Source organism: Neglectibacter sp. CSJ-5 (assembly GCF_032490475.1).
In the GTDB taxonomy this organism is placed as follows: domain Bacteria; phylum Bacillota; class Clostridia; order Oscillospirales; family Acutalibacteraceae; genus Hominenteromicrobium; species Hominenteromicrobium mulieris.
The window spans coordinates 230,086-249,476 of sequence record NZ_JAVYJC010000001.1 but is presented as its reverse complement, the minus strand read 5'-3'; the positions used below and the strand labels follow the sequence as shown (position 1 = coordinate 249,476).

16 protein-coding genes are annotated in these 19,391 nt (G+C 55.3%); 7 read left to right on the top strand and 9 right to left on the bottom strand.

All coding sequences use genetic code 11. The annotated features are described in order from the left end of the window. Nucleotides 1-98: 98 nt before the first annotated feature. Genes ilvC through ilvA form a run of 8 tightly spaced genes read right to left on the bottom strand, consistent with a single transcriptional unit; the run spans nucleotide 99 to nucleotide 9,072 of the window. Nucleotides 99-1,118: a ketol-acid reductoisomerase gene (gene ilvC / locus R2K26_RS01135; RefSeq protein ID WP_316518884.1), complete on the bottom strand. Its 1,020-nt coding sequence runs from the start codon at nucleotides 1,116-1,118 to the stop codon at nucleotides 99-101. A 55-nt stretch (nucleotides 1,119-1,173) separates the two neighbouring features. Next, entirely contained in the window at nucleotides 1,174-1,680 is a 507-nt protein-coding gene (gene ilvN, locus R2K26_RS01130; RefSeq protein ID WP_316518264.1) for an acetolactate synthase small subunit, read from the bottom strand. Nucleotide 1,681: 1 nt separating this feature from the next. Next, a complete protein-coding gene (gene ilvB, locus R2K26_RS01125) occupies nucleotides 1,682-3,349 on the bottom strand; it encodes a biosynthetic-type acetolactate synthase large subunit (RefSeq protein WP_176821066.1) in 1,668 nt (555 codons plus the stop codon). Between the two features lie 4 nt (nucleotides 3,350-3,353). Further along, on the bottom strand, nucleotides 3,354-4,433 hold the full coding sequence (gene leuB, locus R2K26_RS01120) for a 3-isopropylmalate dehydrogenase (RefSeq protein WP_316518262.1): 1,080 nt from the start codon (nucleotides 4,431-4,433) through the stop codon (nucleotides 3,354-3,356). Then, nucleotides 4,430-4,924 carry a 3-isopropylmalate dehydratase small subunit gene (gene leuD, locus R2K26_RS01115; RefSeq protein WP_316518259.1) on the bottom strand — a complete coding sequence of 165 codons (495 nt, stop codon included), beginning with the start codon at nucleotides 4,922-4,924 and terminating at the stop codon, nucleotides 4,430-4,432. Before leuD ends, leuB begins: the two co-directional genes overlap by 4 nt. Nucleotides 4,925-4,926: 2 nt before the next feature. Next, complete coding sequence (gene leuC, locus R2K26_RS01110) at nucleotides 4,927-6,186, bottom strand: 3-isopropylmalate dehydratase large subunit (protein ID WP_176821069.1); 1,260 nt, start codon at nucleotides 6,184-6,186, stop codon at nucleotides 4,927-4,929. A 1-nt stretch (nucleotide 6,187) separates the two neighbouring features. After that, nucleotides 6,188-7,861 (bottom strand): 2-isopropylmalate synthase, encoded by a 1,674-nt coding sequence (locus R2K26_RS01105; protein WP_316518257.1) that lies wholly within the window; start codon nucleotides 7,859-7,861, stop codon nucleotides 6,188-6,190. Between the two features lie 14 nt (nucleotides 7,862-7,875). After that, entirely contained in the window at nucleotides 7,876-9,072 is a 1,197-nt protein-coding gene (ilvA, locus tag R2K26_RS01100) for a threonine ammonia-lyase (protein ID WP_316518255.1), read from the bottom strand. Between the two features lie 625 nt (nucleotides 9,073-9,697). Between ilvA and R2K26_RS01095 the strand changes: the two genes are divergently transcribed. The 7 genes from R2K26_RS01095 (at nucleotide 9,698) to R2K26_RS01065 (ending at nucleotide 17,805) form a co-directional block, all read left to right on the top strand. Next, nucleotides 9,698-11,095 (top strand): MATE family efflux transporter, encoded by a 1,398-nt coding sequence (locus R2K26_RS01095; protein WP_316518253.1) that lies wholly within the window; start codon nucleotides 9,698-9,700, stop codon nucleotides 11,093-11,095. 255 nt (nucleotides 11,096-11,350) lie between these two features. Beyond that, nucleotides 11,351-12,553 carry a class I SAM-dependent rRNA methyltransferase gene (locus tag R2K26_RS01090; RefSeq protein ID WP_316518251.1) on the top strand — a complete coding sequence of 401 codons (1,203 nt, stop codon included), beginning with the start codon at nucleotides 11,351-11,353 and terminating at the stop codon, nucleotides 12,551-12,553. A 14-nt stretch (nucleotides 12,554-12,567) separates the two neighbouring features. Then, nucleotides 12,568-13,932: an MATE family efflux transporter gene (locus R2K26_RS01085; RefSeq protein WP_316518249.1), complete on the top strand. Its 1,365-nt coding sequence runs from the start codon at nucleotides 12,568-12,570 to the stop codon at nucleotides 13,930-13,932. Between the two features lie 34 nt (nucleotides 13,933-13,966). Continuing rightward, a complete protein-coding gene (locus R2K26_RS01080) occupies nucleotides 13,967-14,476 on the top strand; it encodes a flavin reductase (RefSeq protein ID WP_308449062.1) in 510 nt (169 codons plus the stop codon). 362 nt (nucleotides 14,477-14,838) lie between these two features. Beyond that, a complete protein-coding gene (locus R2K26_RS01075; RefSeq protein WP_316518246.1) occupies nucleotides 14,839-15,507 on the top strand; it encodes a TIGR01906 family membrane protein in 669 nt (222 codons plus the stop codon). Between the two features lie 49 nt (nucleotides 15,508-15,556). Continuing rightward, entirely contained in the window at nucleotides 15,557-17,512 is a 1,956-nt protein-coding gene (locus tag R2K26_RS01070; RefSeq protein WP_316518244.1) for an FAD-dependent oxidoreductase, read from the top strand. Then, the gene (locus R2K26_RS01065; protein ID WP_316518242.1) at nucleotides 17,509-17,805 is read left to right on the top strand and encodes a ferredoxin family protein; all 297 of its coding nucleotides are present in this window, start codon (nucleotides 17,509-17,511) and stop codon (nucleotides 17,803-17,805) included. The genes R2K26_RS01070 and R2K26_RS01065 overlap by 4 nt, the downstream gene beginning before the upstream one ends. 133 nt (nucleotides 17,806-17,938) lie before the next feature. On the opposite strand, the gene glgA is transcribed toward R2K26_RS01065, so the two are convergent. After that, a complete protein-coding gene (glgA, locus tag R2K26_RS01060) occupies nucleotides 17,939-19,366 on the bottom strand; it encodes a glycogen synthase GlgA (protein WP_316518240.1) in 1,428 nt (475 codons plus the stop codon). Nucleotides 19,367-19,391: the final 25 nt, after the last annotated feature.

Genomic DNA, 19,391 nt, shown 5'->3' with positions numbered 1-19,391 from the left:
GGCGTCCCACATGGAAAAACGCGCCGTGTGTAAATAGGGTTTAAGCCATAGAGGAAAACTCCCCTATGGCTATCCCCTTAAAACAGATTCTGTTCAAATCAGTTGTTGATGAGCTTATCCTCGTCGCTCCAGCTGTACAGCTTGCGGATATCCGCGCCCACAGCCTCGCTCGGATGCTCGGAAGCCAGCTTGCGCATTGCGTTGAAGTGTACCTGGCTGCCTGCGGAAGACATGTCGAGCAGGAATTCCTTTGCGAAGGTGCCGTCCTGAATGTCCTTCAGGATCTTCTTCATGGTCTTCTTCGTCTCCTCGGTGATGATCTTCGGGCCGGTGATGTAATCGCCGTACTCTGCCGTGTTGGAGATGGAGTATCTCATGCCGGCAAAGCCGCTCTGGTAGATGAGGTCAACGATGAGCTTCATCTCGTGGATGCACTCAAAGTACGCGTTTCTCGGGTCGTAGCCTGCCTCAACCAGCGTCTCGAAGCCGGCCTGCATCAGAGCGCAAACGCCGCCGCAGAGAACTGCCTGCTCGCCGAAGAGGTCGGTCTCGGTCTCGGTACGGAACGTGGTCTCCAAAACGCCTGCTCTTGCGCCGCCGATACCGAGTGCATATGCGAGGCCGATGTCCCAAGCGTCGCCCGTTGCATCCTGCTCGACCGCGATGAGGCACGGTACGCCCTTGCCTGCCTGATACTCGCTTCTGACCGTGTGACCCGGGCCCTTCGGCGCGATCATGATGACGTTGACGTTCTTCGGCGGCTTGATGCAGCCGAAGTGAATGTTAAAGCCGTGTGCAAATGCCAGGGTCTTGCCCTCGGTCAGGTTCGGCTCAATGCTCTCTTTGTACAGTGCAGCCTGCTTTTCATCGTTGATGAGAATCATGATGATGTCCGCAGCCTTTGCAGCCTCAGCGCTTGTCATGACCTTGAGGCCCTGTGCCTCGGCCTTTGCCCAGCTCTTGGAGCCTTCATACAGACCGACGATAACGTCAACGCCGCTGTCCTTCAGGTTCAGTGCATGTGCATGACCCTGCGAGCCGTAGCCGATGATGGCAACGGTCTTGCCTGCGAGCTTCTGCAGATCGCAATCCTGCTGATAAAAGATTCTTGCCATGATAAATTACCTCTTTCTGTGCATGAATTGGTATGTTAATTTAAATGGACAAACTAAATTAGAAATTGATGGCCTGACGGATCGTCGTGCTACCCTTTTCAAGGGAAACATTGCCGGTGCGGCAGATCTCAAGGATCTCGTAGTCGCGCATCAAATCGACGAATTCATCGATTTTTCGCGATTCGGAGGTCAGGCAAAGCATCAGGGAATCCTTGGAGTAATCCATGGTCGTCGCGCCGAACGCGTCCGCCGCGGCAAGGATGTCGCTGCGCGTTTTGGAATCGTTTTTCAGCTTAATGAGCATCAGCTCGCAGCTGACGGAGGTGTCCGGGGTGAACTCTTTAATGGAGCAAACGTCCGGCAGCTTATAAAGCTGGTTCACGAGCTGCTGCTTCTGCGTCTCGCCGCCCTCAAACGTGACGGTGATGCGGGAAAGCGCGTTCGATTCCGTTTCGCTGACGGTCAGAGAAATGATGTTGAACTGACGTCTTCTGAACATGCTCGTCACACGGTTCAGCACGCCGAACTGGTTATTGACCAGAACCGCTACGGTATATCGATTCATCTCATTCACCCACCTTCATGATAATATCGTCCATGCTGCCGCCCGGCGGGAGCATGGGCAGGACGAATTCGTCCTTATCGATCCTGCAATCGATGACATACGGGCCGTCGCAGCTGAACGCGTGCTCAAACGCCTTGTCGAGCGCCGCCACGGTATCAACAGCCTCGCCGTCCGCGCCGAACGCGCGCGCAAGCGCCACAAAGTCAGTCTTGCGGTCGAGAATCGTGTTGGAATAGTGCTTATTAAAGAACAGCGTCTGCCACTGACGCACCATGCCGAGCACGCCGTTATTCATCAGAAGGATGACAACCGGCACGTTGTAGGTTACGGCAGTGGTGAGTTCGTTGAGACACATGCCGAAGCTGCCGTCGCCCGTGACGAGCACGCTGCGCTCGCCTGTGCCGACCGCCGCACCGATGGCCGCACCGAGGCCGAAGCCCATGGTGCCGAGGCCGCCGCTGGAAATGAAGCGGCGCGGCTTTTTGAAGTTCACGTTCTGCGCCGCCCACATCTGGTGCTGGCCGACGTCCGTTGCAACGGCGGTATTCTCGCCGAGGTGCTTGTTCAGCGTCATGATCGCGTTACGGGGCGTAAGACCCGGGCGAATATCGAGATAATCGTTTTCGGTTTCTTTTAAGGCCTTCACGGCCTTTTCCCAGTCGGGCTTCTGCTCTGCGTTGACGAGCGGAATGAGCTTTTGCAGCGTCAGCTTCACGTCGCCGCGCAGGCCGCAGGCGGAGTTCACGGTTTTCGAGAGCTCGGAGCCGTCCACGTCAATATGGATGATCTGCGCAAGCTTCGCAAACTTCTCGCGGTTGCCCGTCACGCGGTCGTTAAAGCGCACGCCGAGCGAAATGATGAGGTCGGCGTCGTGCATCGCCATAGAGGAAGCGTAGTGGCCGTGCATGCCCTGCATACCGAGGAAACGCGGGTGGTCGGTCGGAATGCCGGAAAGACCCATCAAGGAGCAGCCGATCGGCGCGTCAATCTTCTCGGCGAGCGCCAGCATTTCTTCCTGTGCTTCCGAGGTGATGAGACCGCCGCCGAAGTAAATGAACGGACGCTTCGAGGCGTTGATGAGCGCCGCGGCTTCTTTGATGCGCACGTCCTTCGCCGCGTGGCGTTCTTCGGGCTGTACGGGTGCCTGCGGCTCGTAGTCACAGACCGCTGTCTGCACATCCTTCGGCACATCGATGAGCACCGGGCCCGGTCTGCCGGACTGCGCAAGCGCAAACGCCTCGCGGATGGTATCCGCCAGATTCTCCACGGAGCCGACGAAGTAGTTGTGCTTCGTAATGGGCAGCGTCACGCCCGTAATGTCGATCTCCTGGAAGCTGTCCGTGCCGATCTGTGTCGTCGGCACGTTGCCGCAAATCGCGACAAGCGGGATGGAATCGAGGTACGCCGTCGCAATGCCGGTCACAAGGTTCGTTGCGCCCGGGCCGGAGGTGGACATCACCACACCCACCTTGCCGGTCGCTCTTGCGTAGCCGTCCGCCGCGTGGGCAGCGCCCTGCTCGTGCGCCGTCAGCATGTGGCGAATTTCATTCTGATATTTGTAAAGACTGTCGTAAACGTTCAGGATCTGCCCGCCCGGATAACCGAAAACGGTGTCGCAGCCCTGTTCAATTAAAGTTCTGATGAGGATATCTGCACCTGTAAGCTGCATTCAATTACTCCTTCGTTAAGTATTCGAGGATGAGGTCGCCGCACTGTTTGCAACCGACCTTCGTCATGCCGTCTTCCATGATGTCGGCAGTACGGTAGCCCGCGTCGAGGTACTTGGAGACCGCATGCTCCACCGCATCGGCTTCCTTCGCCATATCGAAGCTGTAACGCAGCATCATGGCGGCGGAAAGAATGGTGCCGATCGGGTTTGCAAGGTCCTGACCCGCAATGTCCGGTGCAGAGCCGTGGATCGGCTCGTACAGGCCGCAGCTCGTCGCACCGAGGCTCGAGGACGGGATCATGCCGATGGAGCCGGTGATCATGGAAGCTTCGTCGGAAAGAATGTCACCGAACATGTTCTCCGTCACGATGACGTCGAACTGTGCCGGATTCTTCACGATCTGCATCGCGCAGTTATCGACGAGCATATCGGTCAGCTCCACGTCGGTGTATTCGTCCGCCAAGCGGTGCATGACCTTCTTCCAAAGGCGGCTCGTGTCGAGCACATTGCTCTTTTCTACGGAGCACAAACGGTGATTGCGCTTTCTTGCCGTCTCAAATCCGATGCGGCCGATGCGCTCGATCTCCGCTTCACTGTACTTCATAATGTCCGTCGCGACCGGCTGGCCGTCTGCATCATCGGTCTTATGCTCGCCAAAATAGATGCCGCCGATGAGCTCGCGCACGATGATGAAATCGATGCCCTTTTCGACAATAGATTTTTTCAGCGGAGAAGCGTCAGAGAGCTGCGGCCAAATCTTCGCCGGGCGGTTATTGCTGTAAACACCCATACCCGCGCGCAGGCGCAGCAAACCCTTTTCCGGGCGCTTCGGGCCCGGCACATCATTCCACTTGTCGCCGCCTACGGCGCCGAGCAGCACACTGTCGGAAGCTACGCACTTATCGAGCATTTTCTGCGGCAACGGGTCGCCCCACTTATCGATGGCACAGCCACCCATATCGACGTCTGTATAATGAAAGGTGTGTCCGTACAGCTCTGCAATTTTATCCAGCACGCGGAGCGCTTCGTTTACGATTTCCGGGCCGATGCCGTCGCCGCGGATCACCGCGATATTCTTCGTCATTTGTTTTCCGCCTCCTTGAGGGACTTCAACAGGCCGCCTGCTTTGATGATGTTCTGAATGAACGGCGGGAACGGCTGCGCCTTATACGTCTTGCCGGTTGTGACGTCGGTAATGATGCCGGTATCAAAATCGACCGAAACTTCGTCGTTTGCGTTGATCTCGTCTGCCGCTTCCTCGCACTCGAGAATCGGCAGGCCGATATTGATGGCGTTGCGGTAGAAAATACGCGCAAATCTCTTTGCAATGACGCAACCCGTGCCGCAGGTTTTAATGACGAGCGGTGCGTGCTCACGGGAAGAGCCGCAGCCGAAGTTCCAGCCCGCCACAATGACGTCGCCCTTTTCGACCTTCTTTACGAACGCCTTGTCAATATCCTCCATGCAGTGGAGCGCAAGCTCCTGTGCGTTTGGGGTGTTGAGGTAACGTGCGGGAATGATAACATCCGTATCGACGTTATCGGGATATTTGAAAACCTTGCCCTGTGTGTTCATGCTTACGCCTCCTTATATTCGGTGATGTAGCCGGTCAGTGCGCTGGCTGCCGCCGTGTGCGGAGAAGCCAGGTACACTTCGCTGTCCACATGACCCATGCGGCCAACGAAGTTACGGTTCGTTGTGGCGATGCAGCGTTCGCCCGCTGCCAGAATGCCCATATAGCCGCCAAGGCACGGACCGCATGTCGGGGTAGAAACAACAGCGCCCGCATCGATAAATGCCGTCACGTAGCCGCGCTCCACGCATTCGCGGTAGATCTGCATCGTGCCCGGAATGATGATGCAGCGGATGCCGTCCGCGATTTTCTTGCCGTTCAAAATGCTGTACGCCGCTTCCATGTCTTCCATTCTGCCGTTCGTGCAGCTGCCGATGACAACCTGGTCGACCTTAATATCGTGCAGCTCGCTTGCCGGGTGCGTGTTCTCCGGCAGATGCGGACAGGCGACGGTCGGCACAATCTTTGCGAGATCGATATCGATAACCTTTTCGTATTCCGCATCGGGGTCTGCTTCGTATACAACCGGCTCGCGTTCGCTTCTGTCCTGTAAATAGGCAAGCGTAATATCGTCCACCGGGAAAATACCGTTTTTCGCACCGGCCTCAATCGCCATATTGCAGATGCACAGGCGGTCGTCCATGGAGAGGTTCTTCACGCCCTCGCCGGTAAACTCCATGCTCTTATACAGCGCGCCGTCCACGCCGATCATGCCGATGATTGTGAGGATAACGTCTTTGCCGCTGCAATTTTCCGGCAGCTTGCCGGTCAGGTTAAATTTGATCGCGGACGGAACCTTAAACCACGCCATGCCCGTTGCCATGCCGGCTGCCATATCCGTAGAGCCAACGCCTGTGGAGAACGCGCCCAGCGCACCGTAGGTGCAGGTGTGGCTATCCGCGCCGATGATGCAGTCGCCGGCGGTCACAATGCCCTGCTCCGGCAAAAGCGCATGCTCAATGCCCATCTTGCCTACGTCATAGAAATGGCTCACGCAGTGGCTGCACGCAAACTCGCGGCACGTCTTGCTCTGTTCCGCCGCCTTAATATCCTTGTTCGGCACAAAGTGGTCGAGTACGATCGTCACTCTGTCCTTATCGAAAACGTCTGTAAAGCCCGCTTTCTTAAACTCATGGATCGCGACCGGCGTCGTGATGTCGTTGCCGAGCACGATATCCAGCTTTGCATTGATGAGCTGACCGGCGGTAACTTCACTGAGACCCGCGTGCGCCGCAAGGATCTTCTGCGTCATGGTCATTTTCATTTTAGTCTCCCCCTTTGATCATATTATTGTAAGCGCTCAACAGCGCCTTTGTATTCGCCTTTACAACGTCGGTGTCGGTGCCTGCGCCCCAGAACATCGAACCGTCTTCCTTTTCAAGGCCGATGTACGAAGCCGCCACGCTCTGCGAGCCCTGTCCCTGCATACTGTGCTGGGTAAAGACCTGCAGGGTGTACTCTGCACCGGTGTACGCACGCAGCGCGTTGTTGATCGCGTTGAGGGAACCGTTGCCCTCCGCTTCCATCTCGGTCTCTTCGCCGTCCTTCGCGAACGTGATGCCGATCTTCACGTTGTCCTTGTCGCGCATAAACTCAAAATCCGTCACGGTAACACCGTTCGTCAGATTGAGGTAGTTCTCTTCAAAGATATTCAGAACCTCATCCGGCTTCAGTTCCTTGTGCTCGTGGTCGGAAATATCCTTACACAGATAGCTGAAGTGCTCGCGCATTTTCGGCGGCAGGTTATAGCCGTACGTCTGCTCCAGCAGATAACCGATGCCGCCCTTGCCGGACTGGGAGTTGACGCGGATAACGTCTGCGTCGTACGTTCTGCCGATGTCCTTCGGGTCGATCGGAATATACGGTACGTTCCACTGATGCAGCTTATTTTTCGCTCTGTATTTCATGCCCTTTGCAATCGCATCCTGGTGGCTGCCGGAAAACGCCGCAAACACCAGTGCGCCCGCATACGGGGCTCTTTCGTACACATGCATACGCGTGCATTTTTCATATTCGTCCACAAGGTACGGCATGTCGGAGAAGTCAAGCTTCGGGTCAACACCGTGGGAGTACATGTTCATCGCAAGCGTAATGATATCCACGTTGCCGGTACGTTCGCCGTTGCCGAACAGCGTACCCTCTACGCGGTCTGCGCCGGCAAGGAGCGCCAGCTCGGTGTCCGCAACGCCCGTGCCGCGGTCGTTGTGCGGGTGCAGAGACAAAGTCACGAATTCACGGTACTTGAGGTTCTCGCTCATGTACTCGACCTGCGAAGCATACACGTGCGGCATGCTCATTTCCACCGTGACCGGCAGATTGATGATGACGTTGTTCGTCTCGCTCGGCTCCAGAACGTCGAGAACCGCGTTGCAGACCTCGAGTGCGTATTCCGGCTCGGTGCCCGTAAAGGACTCCGGAGAATACTCAAAGCGGAAGTTGCCTTCGTATTCGGCCGCAAGTTTTTTAACGAGCTTCGCGCCGTCTACGGCGATCTTCTTGATTTCTTCCTTGGACTTCTTAAATACCTGCTCGCGCTGTGCAACGCTGACGGAGTTATAGAAGTGGATAATCGCGCTCGGTGCGCCCTTGCACGCGTCGAATGTCTTACGGATGATGTGCTCGCGGCACTGGGTGAGCACCTGCACGGTAACGTCCTCGGGAATCATGTTGTTGTCAATCAGCGTGCGGAGGAACTCATATTCCGTCTCGCTCGCCGCCGGGAAACCGACCTCGATCTCCTTAAAGCCGACCTGCAAAAGCACTTTGTAGTATTCAAGCTTTTCTTCAAGGCTCATCGGGATGACAAGGCTCTGGTTGCCGTCGCGCATATCCACGCTGCACCAGATCGGCGCCTTTTCAATGTGGTCTTTTTCCACCCACTTGTTATATTCTTTCGATACCGGGAAGTATCCGACCTTATATTTGCTTGCGTCCATCATTTTGCTTTCTCCTCTCAACCCTTGGTGGTTCTGAAGCCTGCTTCACGCAGGGTGTTTTTAATCATTTTTACATGGTTGTTGTCGCGCGTCTCCATTTCGATGCGCAGGAAGCAGCCGTTAATGCTTTCGGTGTTGCCTTTTTCGTAATGCACACCGGTCACATTGCCGCCGCAGTCCGCGATGATCGAAGAGATCTCCTTGAGCTGACCGGGCTTGTCGATAAGCTCGATGAGGAGGCTCGCGGAACGGCCGGAGTTCATCAGGCCGCGGTCAATCACGCGGGAAAGGCTCGTCACATCAATGTTGCCGCCGGAGACGATGCACACGACGCGCTTGCCCTTTAAGTCAAATTTATTGAACATCACAGCGGCAACGGAAGCAGCGCCCGCGCCCTCCGCGATCATTTTCTGCTTTTCGATGAGTGCCAAGATTGCGCTCGAAACTTCGTCCTCGCTCACCAGCGCAATGTCATCCACATATTTTTTGACAATCTCAAACGTGTTGTCACCCGGGCGCTTCACGGCGATGCCGTCCGCCACGGTCTGCACGGTGTCGAGTGTCTCGATCTTGCCGTCGTGAATGGAGTTGTACATGCTCGGTGCGCCGGTCATCTGTACGCCGTACACCTTCACGCTCGGGCGGATGTGCTTTGCGGTGTACGCAATGCCGGAGATGAGTCCGCCGCCGCCCACCGGCACCACAATGGCATCGATGTTGTCAAGGTCATTCAGAACCTCCAGTGCGATGGTTCCTTGGCCCGCGATAACGTCTTCGTCGTCAAACGGGTGCACGAACGTATAGCCCTCTTTTTCTTTCAATTCAATCGCCTTGTTATACGCGTCGTCGTAAACGCCTTCCACAAGGCAAACCTCTGCGCCGTAGCCCTTTGTGGCCTCCACCTTGGAGATCGGTGCGGAGTCCGGCAGACAGATGAGCGATTTGATGCCGTTTTTCGTTGCCGCCAGCGCCACGCCCTGTGCGTGGTTGCCCGCGGAACAGGCAATAACGCCTTTCGCTTTCTCTTCTGCGGAAAGCTGGGAGATCTTATACGCAGAGCCGCGCACCTTAAAAGAGCCGGTGATCTGCAAATTCTCGGGCTTTAGGTACAGGTCGCAATCCGGCGCGATGCCGTAGGTCTTCACGACGTTTGTTTCGCGGATGATGCCCTTTAGAACGGTTTGTGCATCAAATACTTTGTCTAATGATAACATATTCCTCTGCCTTTCTGCTGTGTTCGGTTAAAAGCCTTACGAATTTGAAAGTTTGTGCCCTCAAACTTGCAGCTTGTTTCCTTGTTCTTCCGCTTTGAAGTATAAAAAAACGCCTCAAAGCCGTTTATGCTTTGAGACGGGTGTAATAACTAAAATATGCACTCGCGGTACCACTCAAATTGCGGAGAACCTCCGCCACTCTTCGAAGTCCAATAACTTCTATGCACTGACGTAGCAATCACGGGATACCCTACTGAATTCGCTGTTCAGGCATCCGGCTCGGAAGGGAGAAATCTCTGCATCTCTGCACCGGTTCACACCTGCCACCGGCTCTCTGAAACAGCTCTGCACAGACAGTCTTCGTCATCGCTTTTTGTTATGAAATTGAATAGATTATAACACCCGTTTTTCTCGTTGTCAATGCTTTTCGACCGCCTTGTCAAAATTTTTCTTTTGTAAGTTTTGCAGGAAATACCTTTTCTCCCACCGTTTTTTCCTTTTTCGCAAATCGGGCGCTTTTTCCGCAATTCACGCAAAAAGTGTGGAAAACGACGTGCAAAATCCTCAGTTCTGCCATAGCCAAAATAAAAAAGGTATGATAAAATAAGAAGGTTGAAAAAAGACTATGTATTTTCGGGTGATTTTCGTGACAAAAAGCATGACAGAGGGTAAGCCCCTCAAGCTTATCCTGCAATTTGCGGTGCCGCTTTTGCTCGGCAACCTCTTGCAGCAAATGTATAATCTGGTTGATGCCGCCATCGTCGGCCGTGTGCTCGGCACCGGCGCACTCGCCGCCGTCGGCGCTACAAGCAGCGTGCAGTTTCTGGTACTCGGTTTCTGCATCGGTATCTGCATCGGCTTCGGTATCCCCATCGCCAAAAGCTTCGGCGCGGAGCGTCTTGATAAAATGCGTTCGTACATTTTCAACTCCGTGCTGCTTACCGCCTTATTCGCGGTGCTCATCACGGCGGTATGTTCTCTGTGCTGCACGCTCATTTTACAAATGCTCTCCGTGCCGCAGGATGTTTTTGACGACGCCTACGCGTATCTCATCGTCATTTTCCTCGGCATCCCCTTTACCTTATTATACAATCTGCTCTCCAGCATCCTGCGCTCCGTCGGTGACAGCCGCACGCCGTTCCTGTTCCTCGCCATCTCGACCGTCCTGAATATCGGTCTTGACCTGCTCTGCATCATTGTCTTCAAGTGGGGCGTTGCGGGCGCGGCTATCGCCACCATCGCAGCGCAGGCGGTCAGCGGCATTTTGTGCCTTATCTATATCCGCTTCCGCGTACCGCTCCTCACGCTTTCCCGCGCAGACTGCAAAGCGGATGCCGAATCCATCCGTGACCTCGTCGTCATGGGCATCCCCATGGGACTTCAAACCTCCATCACGGCCATCGGCAGCATGGTCATGCAGGCGGCGAACAACGGCCTCGGCAGCGTGTACGTTTCGGGCTTCACGGCCGGCATGCGCTTAAAGCAGTTCTGCATGTGCCCGTTTGATGCCCTCGGTTCTGCTGTTTCCGTCTTCTGCGGTCAGAATCTCGGTGCAAAAAAGCCGGAGCGCATTCGGCAGGGCGTACGGCTCGGCGTCATCGTCGGCGTCGCCTACGGCTTCTGCATCGGCCTTGTCATGATCTTCTTCGGCCGCAGCATGTCCATGCTCTTTGTTGAATCGAGTGCAGGCGACGTGCTCGACGCTTCCGCAAAATATCTGCGCTGCATGGGCTACTTCTTCTGGAGTCTCGGTATCCTCAACATCTGCCGTATGGCGACACAGGGCATCGGCTTCTCCGGCCGCGCGGTATTCTCCGGCGTAACGGAAATGTTCGCGCGCTCCATCGTCAGCCTCGGCTTTGTCGGCGCGTTCGGCTATACGGCTATCTGTTTCTCGGATCAAACCGCGTGGATCGCCGCCGTGCTCTACATCACCCCCACCTGCCTGCACTGCATTAAGAAGGTCACAAAGCAGATCGAAGCGGAAAAAGCGAACGCCAATCTATCCGAAAGCGTTGGTTAAAAGCTTTTGATCCAACTTTTTTCAAAAAGTCGGTCAGATTCCAAAGGTGAAACCTTTGGTCGTCGTCCGCAGACGACGAAACCCTTTTGCCTACCCAAAAATCAGGAGTGATAGTAAGCAATGCTTCGCATTGCTAGAACTGTCCGGTGGACAGTTGAACCGCGAGGGACTCAATTAGGGGGTCCCTTGAAAGGCTTGCCCTGCAAGCCTTTAGAAAAAGCTCCCCCATCTCAACTATATAAAAGGAACCCATCTATGAACGAAACTATTGTAACACTCAAAAAAGGCGAAGGCCGCGCTTTCAAAGCGGGCAGTCTTTGGATCTATGACAACGAGATCGAAAGCATCCACGGCACGTTCAAAAACGGCGCTGTCGTCACCGTGCAGGAGCAAAACGGCTGCCCGCTCGGCCGCGGCTTCATCAACCAGAACTCCAAGATTCGCGTCCGCATGCTCACCCGCGACGCGTCACAGGAGATTGACGACGCGTTTTTAGAGATGCGCGTGCGCAACGCCTGGGCATACCGCAAGCGCACGGTCGATACCTCCGCCTGCCGCGTCATTTTCGGCGAAGCGGATTTCCTACCCGGCCTTGTCATCGATAAATTCTCCGATGTCCTCGTCGTCGAGTCCCTCGCGCTCGGCATCGATAAAATGAAGCTGCAGATCATTGACATCTTAAAGAAAGTCCTGCTCGAAGACGGCATCAAAATTCGCGGCGTGTACGAGCGCAGCGACGCCAAAGAGCGATTAAAAGAAGGCATGGACCGCAAAAAGGGCTTCATCGGCGACGAATTCGACACCGATGTCGAGATCGTCGAAAACGGCGTGCGCTACATCGTGGACGTTAAAGACGGCCAGAAGACCGGCTTTTTCCTCGACCAAAAATATAACCGTCTCGCCATGCAGCGCATCTGCAAGGATATGGATGTGCTCGATTGCTTCACACACACGGGCTCCTTCGCGCTGAACGCCGGCATCGCGGGCGCAAAGCACGTCCTTGGTGTAGACGCGTCCGAGCTCGCCGTCGCGCAGGCGCAGAAAAACGCCGCTCTAAATAATCTTTCCGATACGGTCGAGTTCAAGTGCGCCGACGTTTTTGACCTGCTCCCCGCGCTCGAAAACGAGGGCAAGCAGTTCGACGTCGTCATTCTCGATCCCCCGGCGTTCACAAAATCCAAAAACGCCATTAAAAACGCCGTCAAGGGCTACCGCGAGATTAACCTGCGCGGCATGAAGCTCGTCAAGGACGGCGGCTACCTTGCCACCTGCTCCTGTTCGCACTACATGAACGCCGAGCTCTTCGCCCAGACCATTGGGCAGGCCGCGCGTGCCGCGCACTGCCGCCTGCGTCAGGTGGAGTTCCGCACCCAGTCGCCTGATCATCCCATTTTGTGGAGTGCCGACGAATCCTATTACCTCAAGTTCTATATTTTTCAAGTCTGCCACGAGCACTGAGGAGGCGCTTTTCCTTGAAGTTCACAAACGACCTCGGGTCGGATAACATTAAAGGCCTCGTCTGGACCTTGGCCGTTCCCTCCATGCTCTCGCAGCTCGTCAGCGTACTGTACAGCATTGTAGACCGTATGTACATCGGCAATATTCCGAGCAACGGCACGCAGGCGCTCGCGGGTGTCGGCGTGTGCGGTCCCATCGTCACGCTCATCTCGTCGTTTGCGTTTCTCGTCGGCATCGGCGGCGCGCCGCTTGTCAGCATCAATCTTGGCGAAAAGAACATAGACGCCGCTAAAAAAGTCATCGCAAACTGCTTCGTGTACATTTTGGCTCTCGCTGTGCCCGTCACGGTGCTGGCATATATCTTCCGCCGCCCCATTTTGCTCACGTTTGGCGCGACCGAGGCCGTTTACCCCTACGCCGAGACCTACTTTTCGCTCTATCTAATCGGCACGGTCTTCGCCCTCACCGCCACAGGCATGAACCAGTTTATCATCACACAGGGCCACAGCCGCAGCGGCATGCTTTCCGTTTTAATCGGCGCCATCATCAACATTGTGCTCGACCCCATTTTTATCTTCGCTCTCCGTATGGGCGTCGCGGGCGCGGCCATCGCCACGGTCATTTCGCAGGTCGCAAGCTGCGCGTTCGTGCTGTGTGTCCTGTTCGGCAAACATATCGAAGTTCCCATCACATTTGGCGGATACGATTTAAAAGTCATCGGCCGTGTGACGAGCATCGGCATGAGCGCGTTCCTCATTATTCTTTTCGATAACGTCATGCTCATCTCGCTCAACATGATGCTTCAGCGCTACGGCGGCGACAACAGCGACATGCTCCTCACCTGCAACACCATCGTGCAAAGCTTCGAGCTGCTCATCACCATGCCGCTCGGCGGCCTCACCATGGGCACGCAGACCATTTTAGGCTACAATTTAGGCGCACGCCGCCCGGAGAAAATCCTTCGCGCGCAGCGGTACATCTTCGTCATCGCGGTCAGCTTTTGCGCCCTCATGACGCTCGCCGCACAGACCATTCCGCATCTTTTTGCAGGCATTTTCACCAAAGAACCCGAATACATTGCCATGACGGCGCGGCTCATCCGTATTTACACGCTCGGCACCGTGTTGCTTGGCATGCAGTACGAGATTGTGGACGGCTTCACGGGCATGGGCGTCGTCAAAATCGCGCTGCCGCTTTCGGTCTTTCGCAAGGTCGTCTTCTTTGCGTGCATTTTCATTCTGCCGCGCTTCCTGCCTATCGAGCAAATCTTCTTCTGCGAGCCCATCTCGGATATTTTCCCGCCGCTCGTCTCCATTTTGGTCTACACGCTCACCATCAAACGCGTTATTAACCGCGGTCCGCAAAAGCAGACCGCCTGACTTCTGTAAATTTTTTCCGAAAGGACTGTTTTAAATGACATTTCGTTCCGTACCGTATGACTCCCTGTCTTTAAATCCATTCACAAAAATCGGCAAAGAGTGGGCCTTGCTCACTGCCGGCGATGAAAACGGATTCAACACCATGACCGTCTCCTGGGGCGCCATGGGCTTCATGTGGGGCAAGCCGTCCGTCACCGTGTATATCCGCCCGCAGCGCTACACGAAAGAGTTTGTCGATACCCGCGATACTTTCACGCTCTCGTTCTACCCCGCAGAGAAAAAAGACGCACTCTCCTACCTTGGTAAAGTTTCCGGTCGCGATGAAGACAAGGTCAAAAAAGTCGGCTTCACCCCGGCGTTCACAAACGGCAATGCGTATTTTGAAGAAGCGGAGCTCGTGCTCGTCTGCCGCAAAATGAGCCGCACGCCGTTAAGACCCGAGCAGTTTCTCGACGAAACCGTAGACGGACGCTGGTACCCGAACAAGGACTACCACGAAATGTACATCGCAGAAGTCATCGATGTGCTCGTCAAAGAATCATAAAAAACAGAAAACCGCCGCATACCGGAAAAGTTTCGGTATGCGGCGGTTTTCTCATATCTATCCTGTTTTTAAACGCATTCACCGAAGCAATCCTTAATCTCCGTCATACGCGTCATCTGCTTTACGCCAAACGGACAGCACTTCGGCAAGTATCGCGTTATCAAATAGTCTTTTTGCGCGTTTTCCTTGCGATTTTGCAGGGATTGTGCTACCATGTTTCCTATAAATTCAAAAAAGGAGGGACACCGCATGACGTTTGTCTCCACAAAAAAATTTGAAAAGCCCATCCCGGAGGGCATGTCCCCGCAGAAAGCACCGTGCGGGTCTGCCTTTGCAAGATAAAAAATTCGGAGGTATTTCCCGTGTCTGATAAACTTCAAAAAACCCCGTTGGCGGTCGTTTTCAATATCGTGCTCGCCGTCGCGCTCGTGCTGTTCATCATCAGCGCCGCTGTCGTCTTCACGCTCAATTTCCGTCCGCTCTATTATTTTGACGTTGACCATTTAAACATCACCGCCATGTCCGGCCTGCCGCGCGAGGAAATTTTGCAGAACTACAACGTGCTCATCGATTACAACTCCATTTTCGGCACACAAGTTCTGAATTTCCCCACGCTCGCCATGAGCGAGAGCGGCCGCATCCATTTTGAAGAAGTCAAAAACGTGTTCGGCGTCTTCGAGATCACGCTCATCGTCAGCGGCATTTTGAGCCTTGCGGGCATCATCTACCGCCATTTTAAAAAGAACCCGGGGTATCTGCTGCTTTCCGGCATTTTAACGGTCGCCATTCCCGCAGCGCTCGGTGTACTCATCGCCTTAAACTGGGAAACGGTGTTCGTCCTATTCCATAAGATTGTCTTCCATAACAACTATTGGATCTTCGATGCCGCAACAGACCCCGTCATCACCATTTTGCCCGATACCTTTTTCATGCACTGCGCTTTGATGATCTTGGCGCTCGTGGTACTGGGCAGCATCATCTGCCTGCTCGCATACAGGCACGCAAAGCATAAAAAGACGCACACCGCCTAAAGCTTTGCTGAAGCTCCGCTTTTCACACTCAAACAAGGAGGGATCTGCTTTGCAGACCTATAACTGGCCATATAAAAATGAATTAGATATCATCGAAACGCTTTCCTGCGACGTTTTGGTGCTCGGCGGCGGCCTTGCCGGCTGCTATGCCGCCATCGCGGCGGCACGGCGCGGACAGTCCGTCATCTTAGTGGAAAAAGGTGCCACCGCCCGCAGCGGCAGCGCAGGCACCGGTTTCGACCATTGGGAATCCGCCTGTACAAACCCCTGCTCCACCGTCACGCCGAAGGAAATCGCCGAAGCGTACGTCGATGAGCAGTGCGGCTACTCTAACGGCATCGCGCACTACATCGAGTGCCGCGAGGGCTACGACCGTCTATTAGACCTTGAGTCGTTCGGCGGCAAAGTCCGCGACACCGACGATGAATTCAAGGGTGCAGAGTTCCGCGACGACGAAACGAAGCTGATGTTCGCCTACGATTATAAAAACAAATTCACTCTGCGCGTCTGGGGCAGCACCTTTAAGCCCGCTCTTTTCAAGGAGCTTCTGCGCCTCGGCGTGAAAGTGCTTGACCGCACCGAAGCTACCGCATTGCTCACCACCGCCCGGAACGGTAAAAAGCATGGTGCGGGCGCCTGCGCCATGGACGTGCGCACCGGCAAGTTCTACATCCTCCGCGCCAAAGAGACCGTTCTCACCATGAGCCGCCCGGCGCGCGTCTGGCTTTTTAACCCGGATATGACCGGCCTGTGCGAGTTCCGTCCCATGCAGAGCATCGGCAGCGGCCACGCCATGGGCTACAAGGCCGGCATTGAGTTCACCATGATGGAAAAATCCGTCAAGGGAGAGTTCTCCGCCGCCGGCCGCAGCTTTCCGCCCTACGGCGCAGGCAATAATCACAACACGTGGTATGCCGCGACGATGGTCGACGCCCGCGGCGTGGAAATCCCCTACGTCGACCGCGACGGTAATGAGCTTAAAACCGTCTCCGAGCGCTACTACCCCGCTCCCGGCCAGAAATTTTTCTTAAAGGGCGGCGTCATCGATAACCCGAAGTACGAGTACCGCGGCCCCGAAACGCTTGATTTTGAAGAGCTCATGCGCCGCGGTTACCAACTGCCGTTCTACGCAGACCTCAGCCGTATGCCCGACGCGGAGCGCCGCGTCATCTGGGGCATGATGGTCGGCGAAGAGGGCAAAACAAAAATTCCGATCCTCAAAAATTACACGGAGCGTGGATTTGACCCCAAAAAGCACATGCTGCAAAGCTACGGCACGGGCTGGCAGTCCGCAAATTTCCTTGAGCAGGAACGGCAGCTGTTCGGCGCGCCGGGCGGCGTTTGGCACGACTGGGACCTCAAAACAAACATCGACGGCATCTACGCCGCCGGCGACCAGCTCTACGCTTCGGACTGCGCCGGTTTCGCCTGCGCCACGGGCTACTACGCCGGCCGCAAAGCCGCCGCAGCTGCCAAAGCACTCGATGCCCTGCCCGACTATAATGAAGCGGAAGCCGCAGCCGAGCGCGAACGCCTGCTCGCCCCCATCCGCCGCGCAGACGGCATGGATTGGCGCGAACTCAACATGGCCATCTCCAAAGCCATGCAGAACTACTGCGGCGGCGTAAAGTGCGATGCGCTTTTGCATGAGGGTCTCGACCTGCTCGAAAGCTTTGAAACCGAGATCGTCCCGCAGATCAGCTGCAAAAACCCGCACGAGCTCATGCGCGCGCACGAGGTCTTTGACATTTTGACCGTCTCCAAGTTAATTTTGCACGCCTGCCTCTCCCGCAAAACGTCGTCCGAGCCGTTGTTTTTCAAGCGCACGGACAGCACCGAGACCGACCCCGAGCGCGACCGCCGCTTCATCACCGTCCGACAAGAAAACGGCGAAGTCATCTACGGCAGCCATCCGCTCTACTATTTCGGCGACCTCGAGACCGAGTACGAAAAGCGCAACGGGGATTACATCAGAACCGAGCAGAAGGGGGCGTATCGGAAATGAGCGAGTTTCAAAACAAAATTCTCACGGCAGCACCCGTGCCGTGCAGCACACACCCGATTCTTTACGATGAAACAAAATGCGTCGGCTGCAACGCCTGCGTCAACATCTGTCAGGTGGATATTCTCATCCCCTCGCCCGAAAAAGGCAAGCACCCCATCGTGCTCTACCCCGGCGAGTGCTACTACTGCGGCGCATGCGTCATGGCGTGCCCGCACGACGGTGCCATCCGCCTCGAGCACCCCCTCATGAACCGCGCAAAGTTCGTCCCCGTCCGTTACCCGGAAGAGAAATAACCAAAACATAAAAACACAAAAAAGCCCTGCCTGTGCCTAAAAAACACAAGCAGGGCATTTTTCATTTTCTACGATACCTAATCAAACAGTCGTGCAAAACGCCGTCTTGTTTCTCGAAAGACGTTTCAGAAGATCAGCTGTTGATGAGCTGCTTATACAAACGAATGTAATCGTTTGCGGAGCGGCCCCAGCTGTTGTCGCACGCCATTGCGCGCTCCACAAGCACCTTCCAGCCGTCCTTGCTCTCGTTATACGCGTAGATCGCGCGGTGCACGGAGTTCAGCATATCCTGCGTGTCATACGTCTGGAACGTGAAGCCGTTGCCCTTGCCGTCGCCGCTGTCCGTAATGGAGTCCTTCAGGCCGCCCGTTTCGCGCACGACCGGAATGGAACCGTAGCGCAGCGCCACCATCTGTGAAAGACCGCACGGCTCGCTCTTGCTCGGCATCAGGAAAATATCGGAGCCGCCGTAGATCTTGCGCGCAAGCTCCGGCACAAAGCCCTGGCACAGCACAAATCTGCCCGGATACTTCGCCTGCATCTCTTTAAAGAACTGCTCATACTCCCAGTCGCCGCTGCCAAGGACCGCAAACTGCGCATTCGAGTACGTCATGATGTTGTCCACGCCGCCCTTTACAAGGTCAAGGCCCTTGTGGGAGACGAGGCGCGTTACCATACCGATGAGCGGCACATCCGGGTCAACGGCAAGGCCGAGGCGCTCCTGCAGCTTTGCCTTGTTGACGGCTTTGCCCTCCAGGTGCTTTGCGTCATACGTCTCATACAGGTTCTTGTCCGTCGCCGGGTCATAGCCCACCACGTCAATGCCGTTCAAAATGCCGGAAAGCTTCCAGGCACGCTCGCGCAAAATCGGGTCCAGCTTGTGGGCGAACCACGGATCAAGGATTTCCTTCGCGTACGTCGGGCTCACGGTAGAAACCCAGTTCGCGCTCTCAATCGCGCCCTTCATCAGGTTCACGCAATCGTTGTATTCGAGTAAGCTCTGCTCGCTCTTCGGAATACCGAAAACGTCTTCCAGAATCTCAAAACCGTACTGGCCCTGATACTGGATATTGTGAATGGTGAACAGCGTCTTAATGCCGCTGTACCAGTCGTTGTTTGCATAGAACAAACGGTAGTAGATCGGCACCAGCGCCGTCTGCCAGTCGTTCGCGTGGATCACATCAGGCTTAAATTCAATGTACGGCAGCATCTCCAAAACGGCACGGGAGAAGAACGCAAAGCGCTCCGCGTCGTCAAAGTGACCGTAAAGTCCTTGGCGCTTAAAGTAGTACTGGTTATCGATGAGGTAGTAAATGACATTGCCTACCTTCGCCTCAAAAATACCGCAATACTGGCGACGCCAAGCCACCGGCACACTGATGCTTGTTAAAAACTTCATGTTGTCGCGCAATTCCTGCGGCACGCTTTCATACAGCGGCATCACCACGCGGCAACCAATCAGACGTGCGCGCAGCGCCTGCGGCAAAGAACCCGCTACGTCTGCAAGGCCGCCCGTTGCGGCAAAAGGCAACGCTTCACTGGCACAAAACAAAACTTTCATATCAATTACACCGCTTTCCTTTCCT

Bases quoted from the DNA above. Each gene is read 5' to 3' on its own strand.
- glgA (WP_316518240.1), bottom strand. From the start codon at position 19,366: ATGAAAGTTTTGTTTTGTGCCAGTGAAGCGTTGCCTTTTGCCGCAACG.
- ilvN (WP_316518264.1), bottom strand. From the start codon at position 1,680: ATGAATCGATATACCGTAGCGGTTCTGGTCAATAACCAGTTCGGCGTG.
- R2K26_RS01095 (WP_316518253.1), top strand. From the start codon at position 9,698: ATGTATTTTCGGGTGATTTTCGTGACAAAAAGCATGACAGAGGGTAAG.
- R2K26_RS01090 (WP_316518251.1), top strand. From the start codon at position 11,351: ATGAACGAAACTATTGTAACACTCAAAAAAGGCGAAGGCCGCGCTTTC.
- leuD (WP_316518259.1), bottom strand. From the start codon at position 4,924: ATGAACACACAGGGCAAGGTTTTCAAATATCCCGATAACGTCGATACG.
- R2K26_RS01065 (WP_316518242.1), top strand. From the start codon at position 17,509: ATGAGCGAGTTTCAAAACAAAATTCTCACGGCAGCACCCGTGCCGTGC.
- ilvA (WP_316518255.1), bottom strand. From the start codon at position 9,072: ATGTTATCATTAGACAAAGTATTTGATGCACAAACCGTTCTAAAGGGC.
- ilvB (WP_176821066.1), bottom strand. From the start codon at position 3,349: ATGCAGCTTACAGGTGCAGATATCCTCATCAGAACTTTAATTGAACAG.
- leuB (WP_316518262.1), bottom strand. From the start codon at position 4,433: ATGACGAAGAATATCGCGGTGATCCGCGGCGACGGCATCGGCCCGGAA.
- R2K26_RS01105 (WP_316518257.1), bottom strand. From the start codon at position 7,861: ATGATGGACGCAAGCAAATATAAGGTCGGATACTTCCCGGTATCGAAA.
- R2K26_RS01080 (WP_308449062.1), top strand. From the start codon at position 13,967: ATGACATTTCGTTCCGTACCGTATGACTCCCTGTCTTTAAATCCATTC.
- leuC (WP_176821069.1), bottom strand. From the start codon at position 6,186: ATGAAAATGACCATGACGCAGAAGATCCTTGCGGCGCACGCGGGTCTC.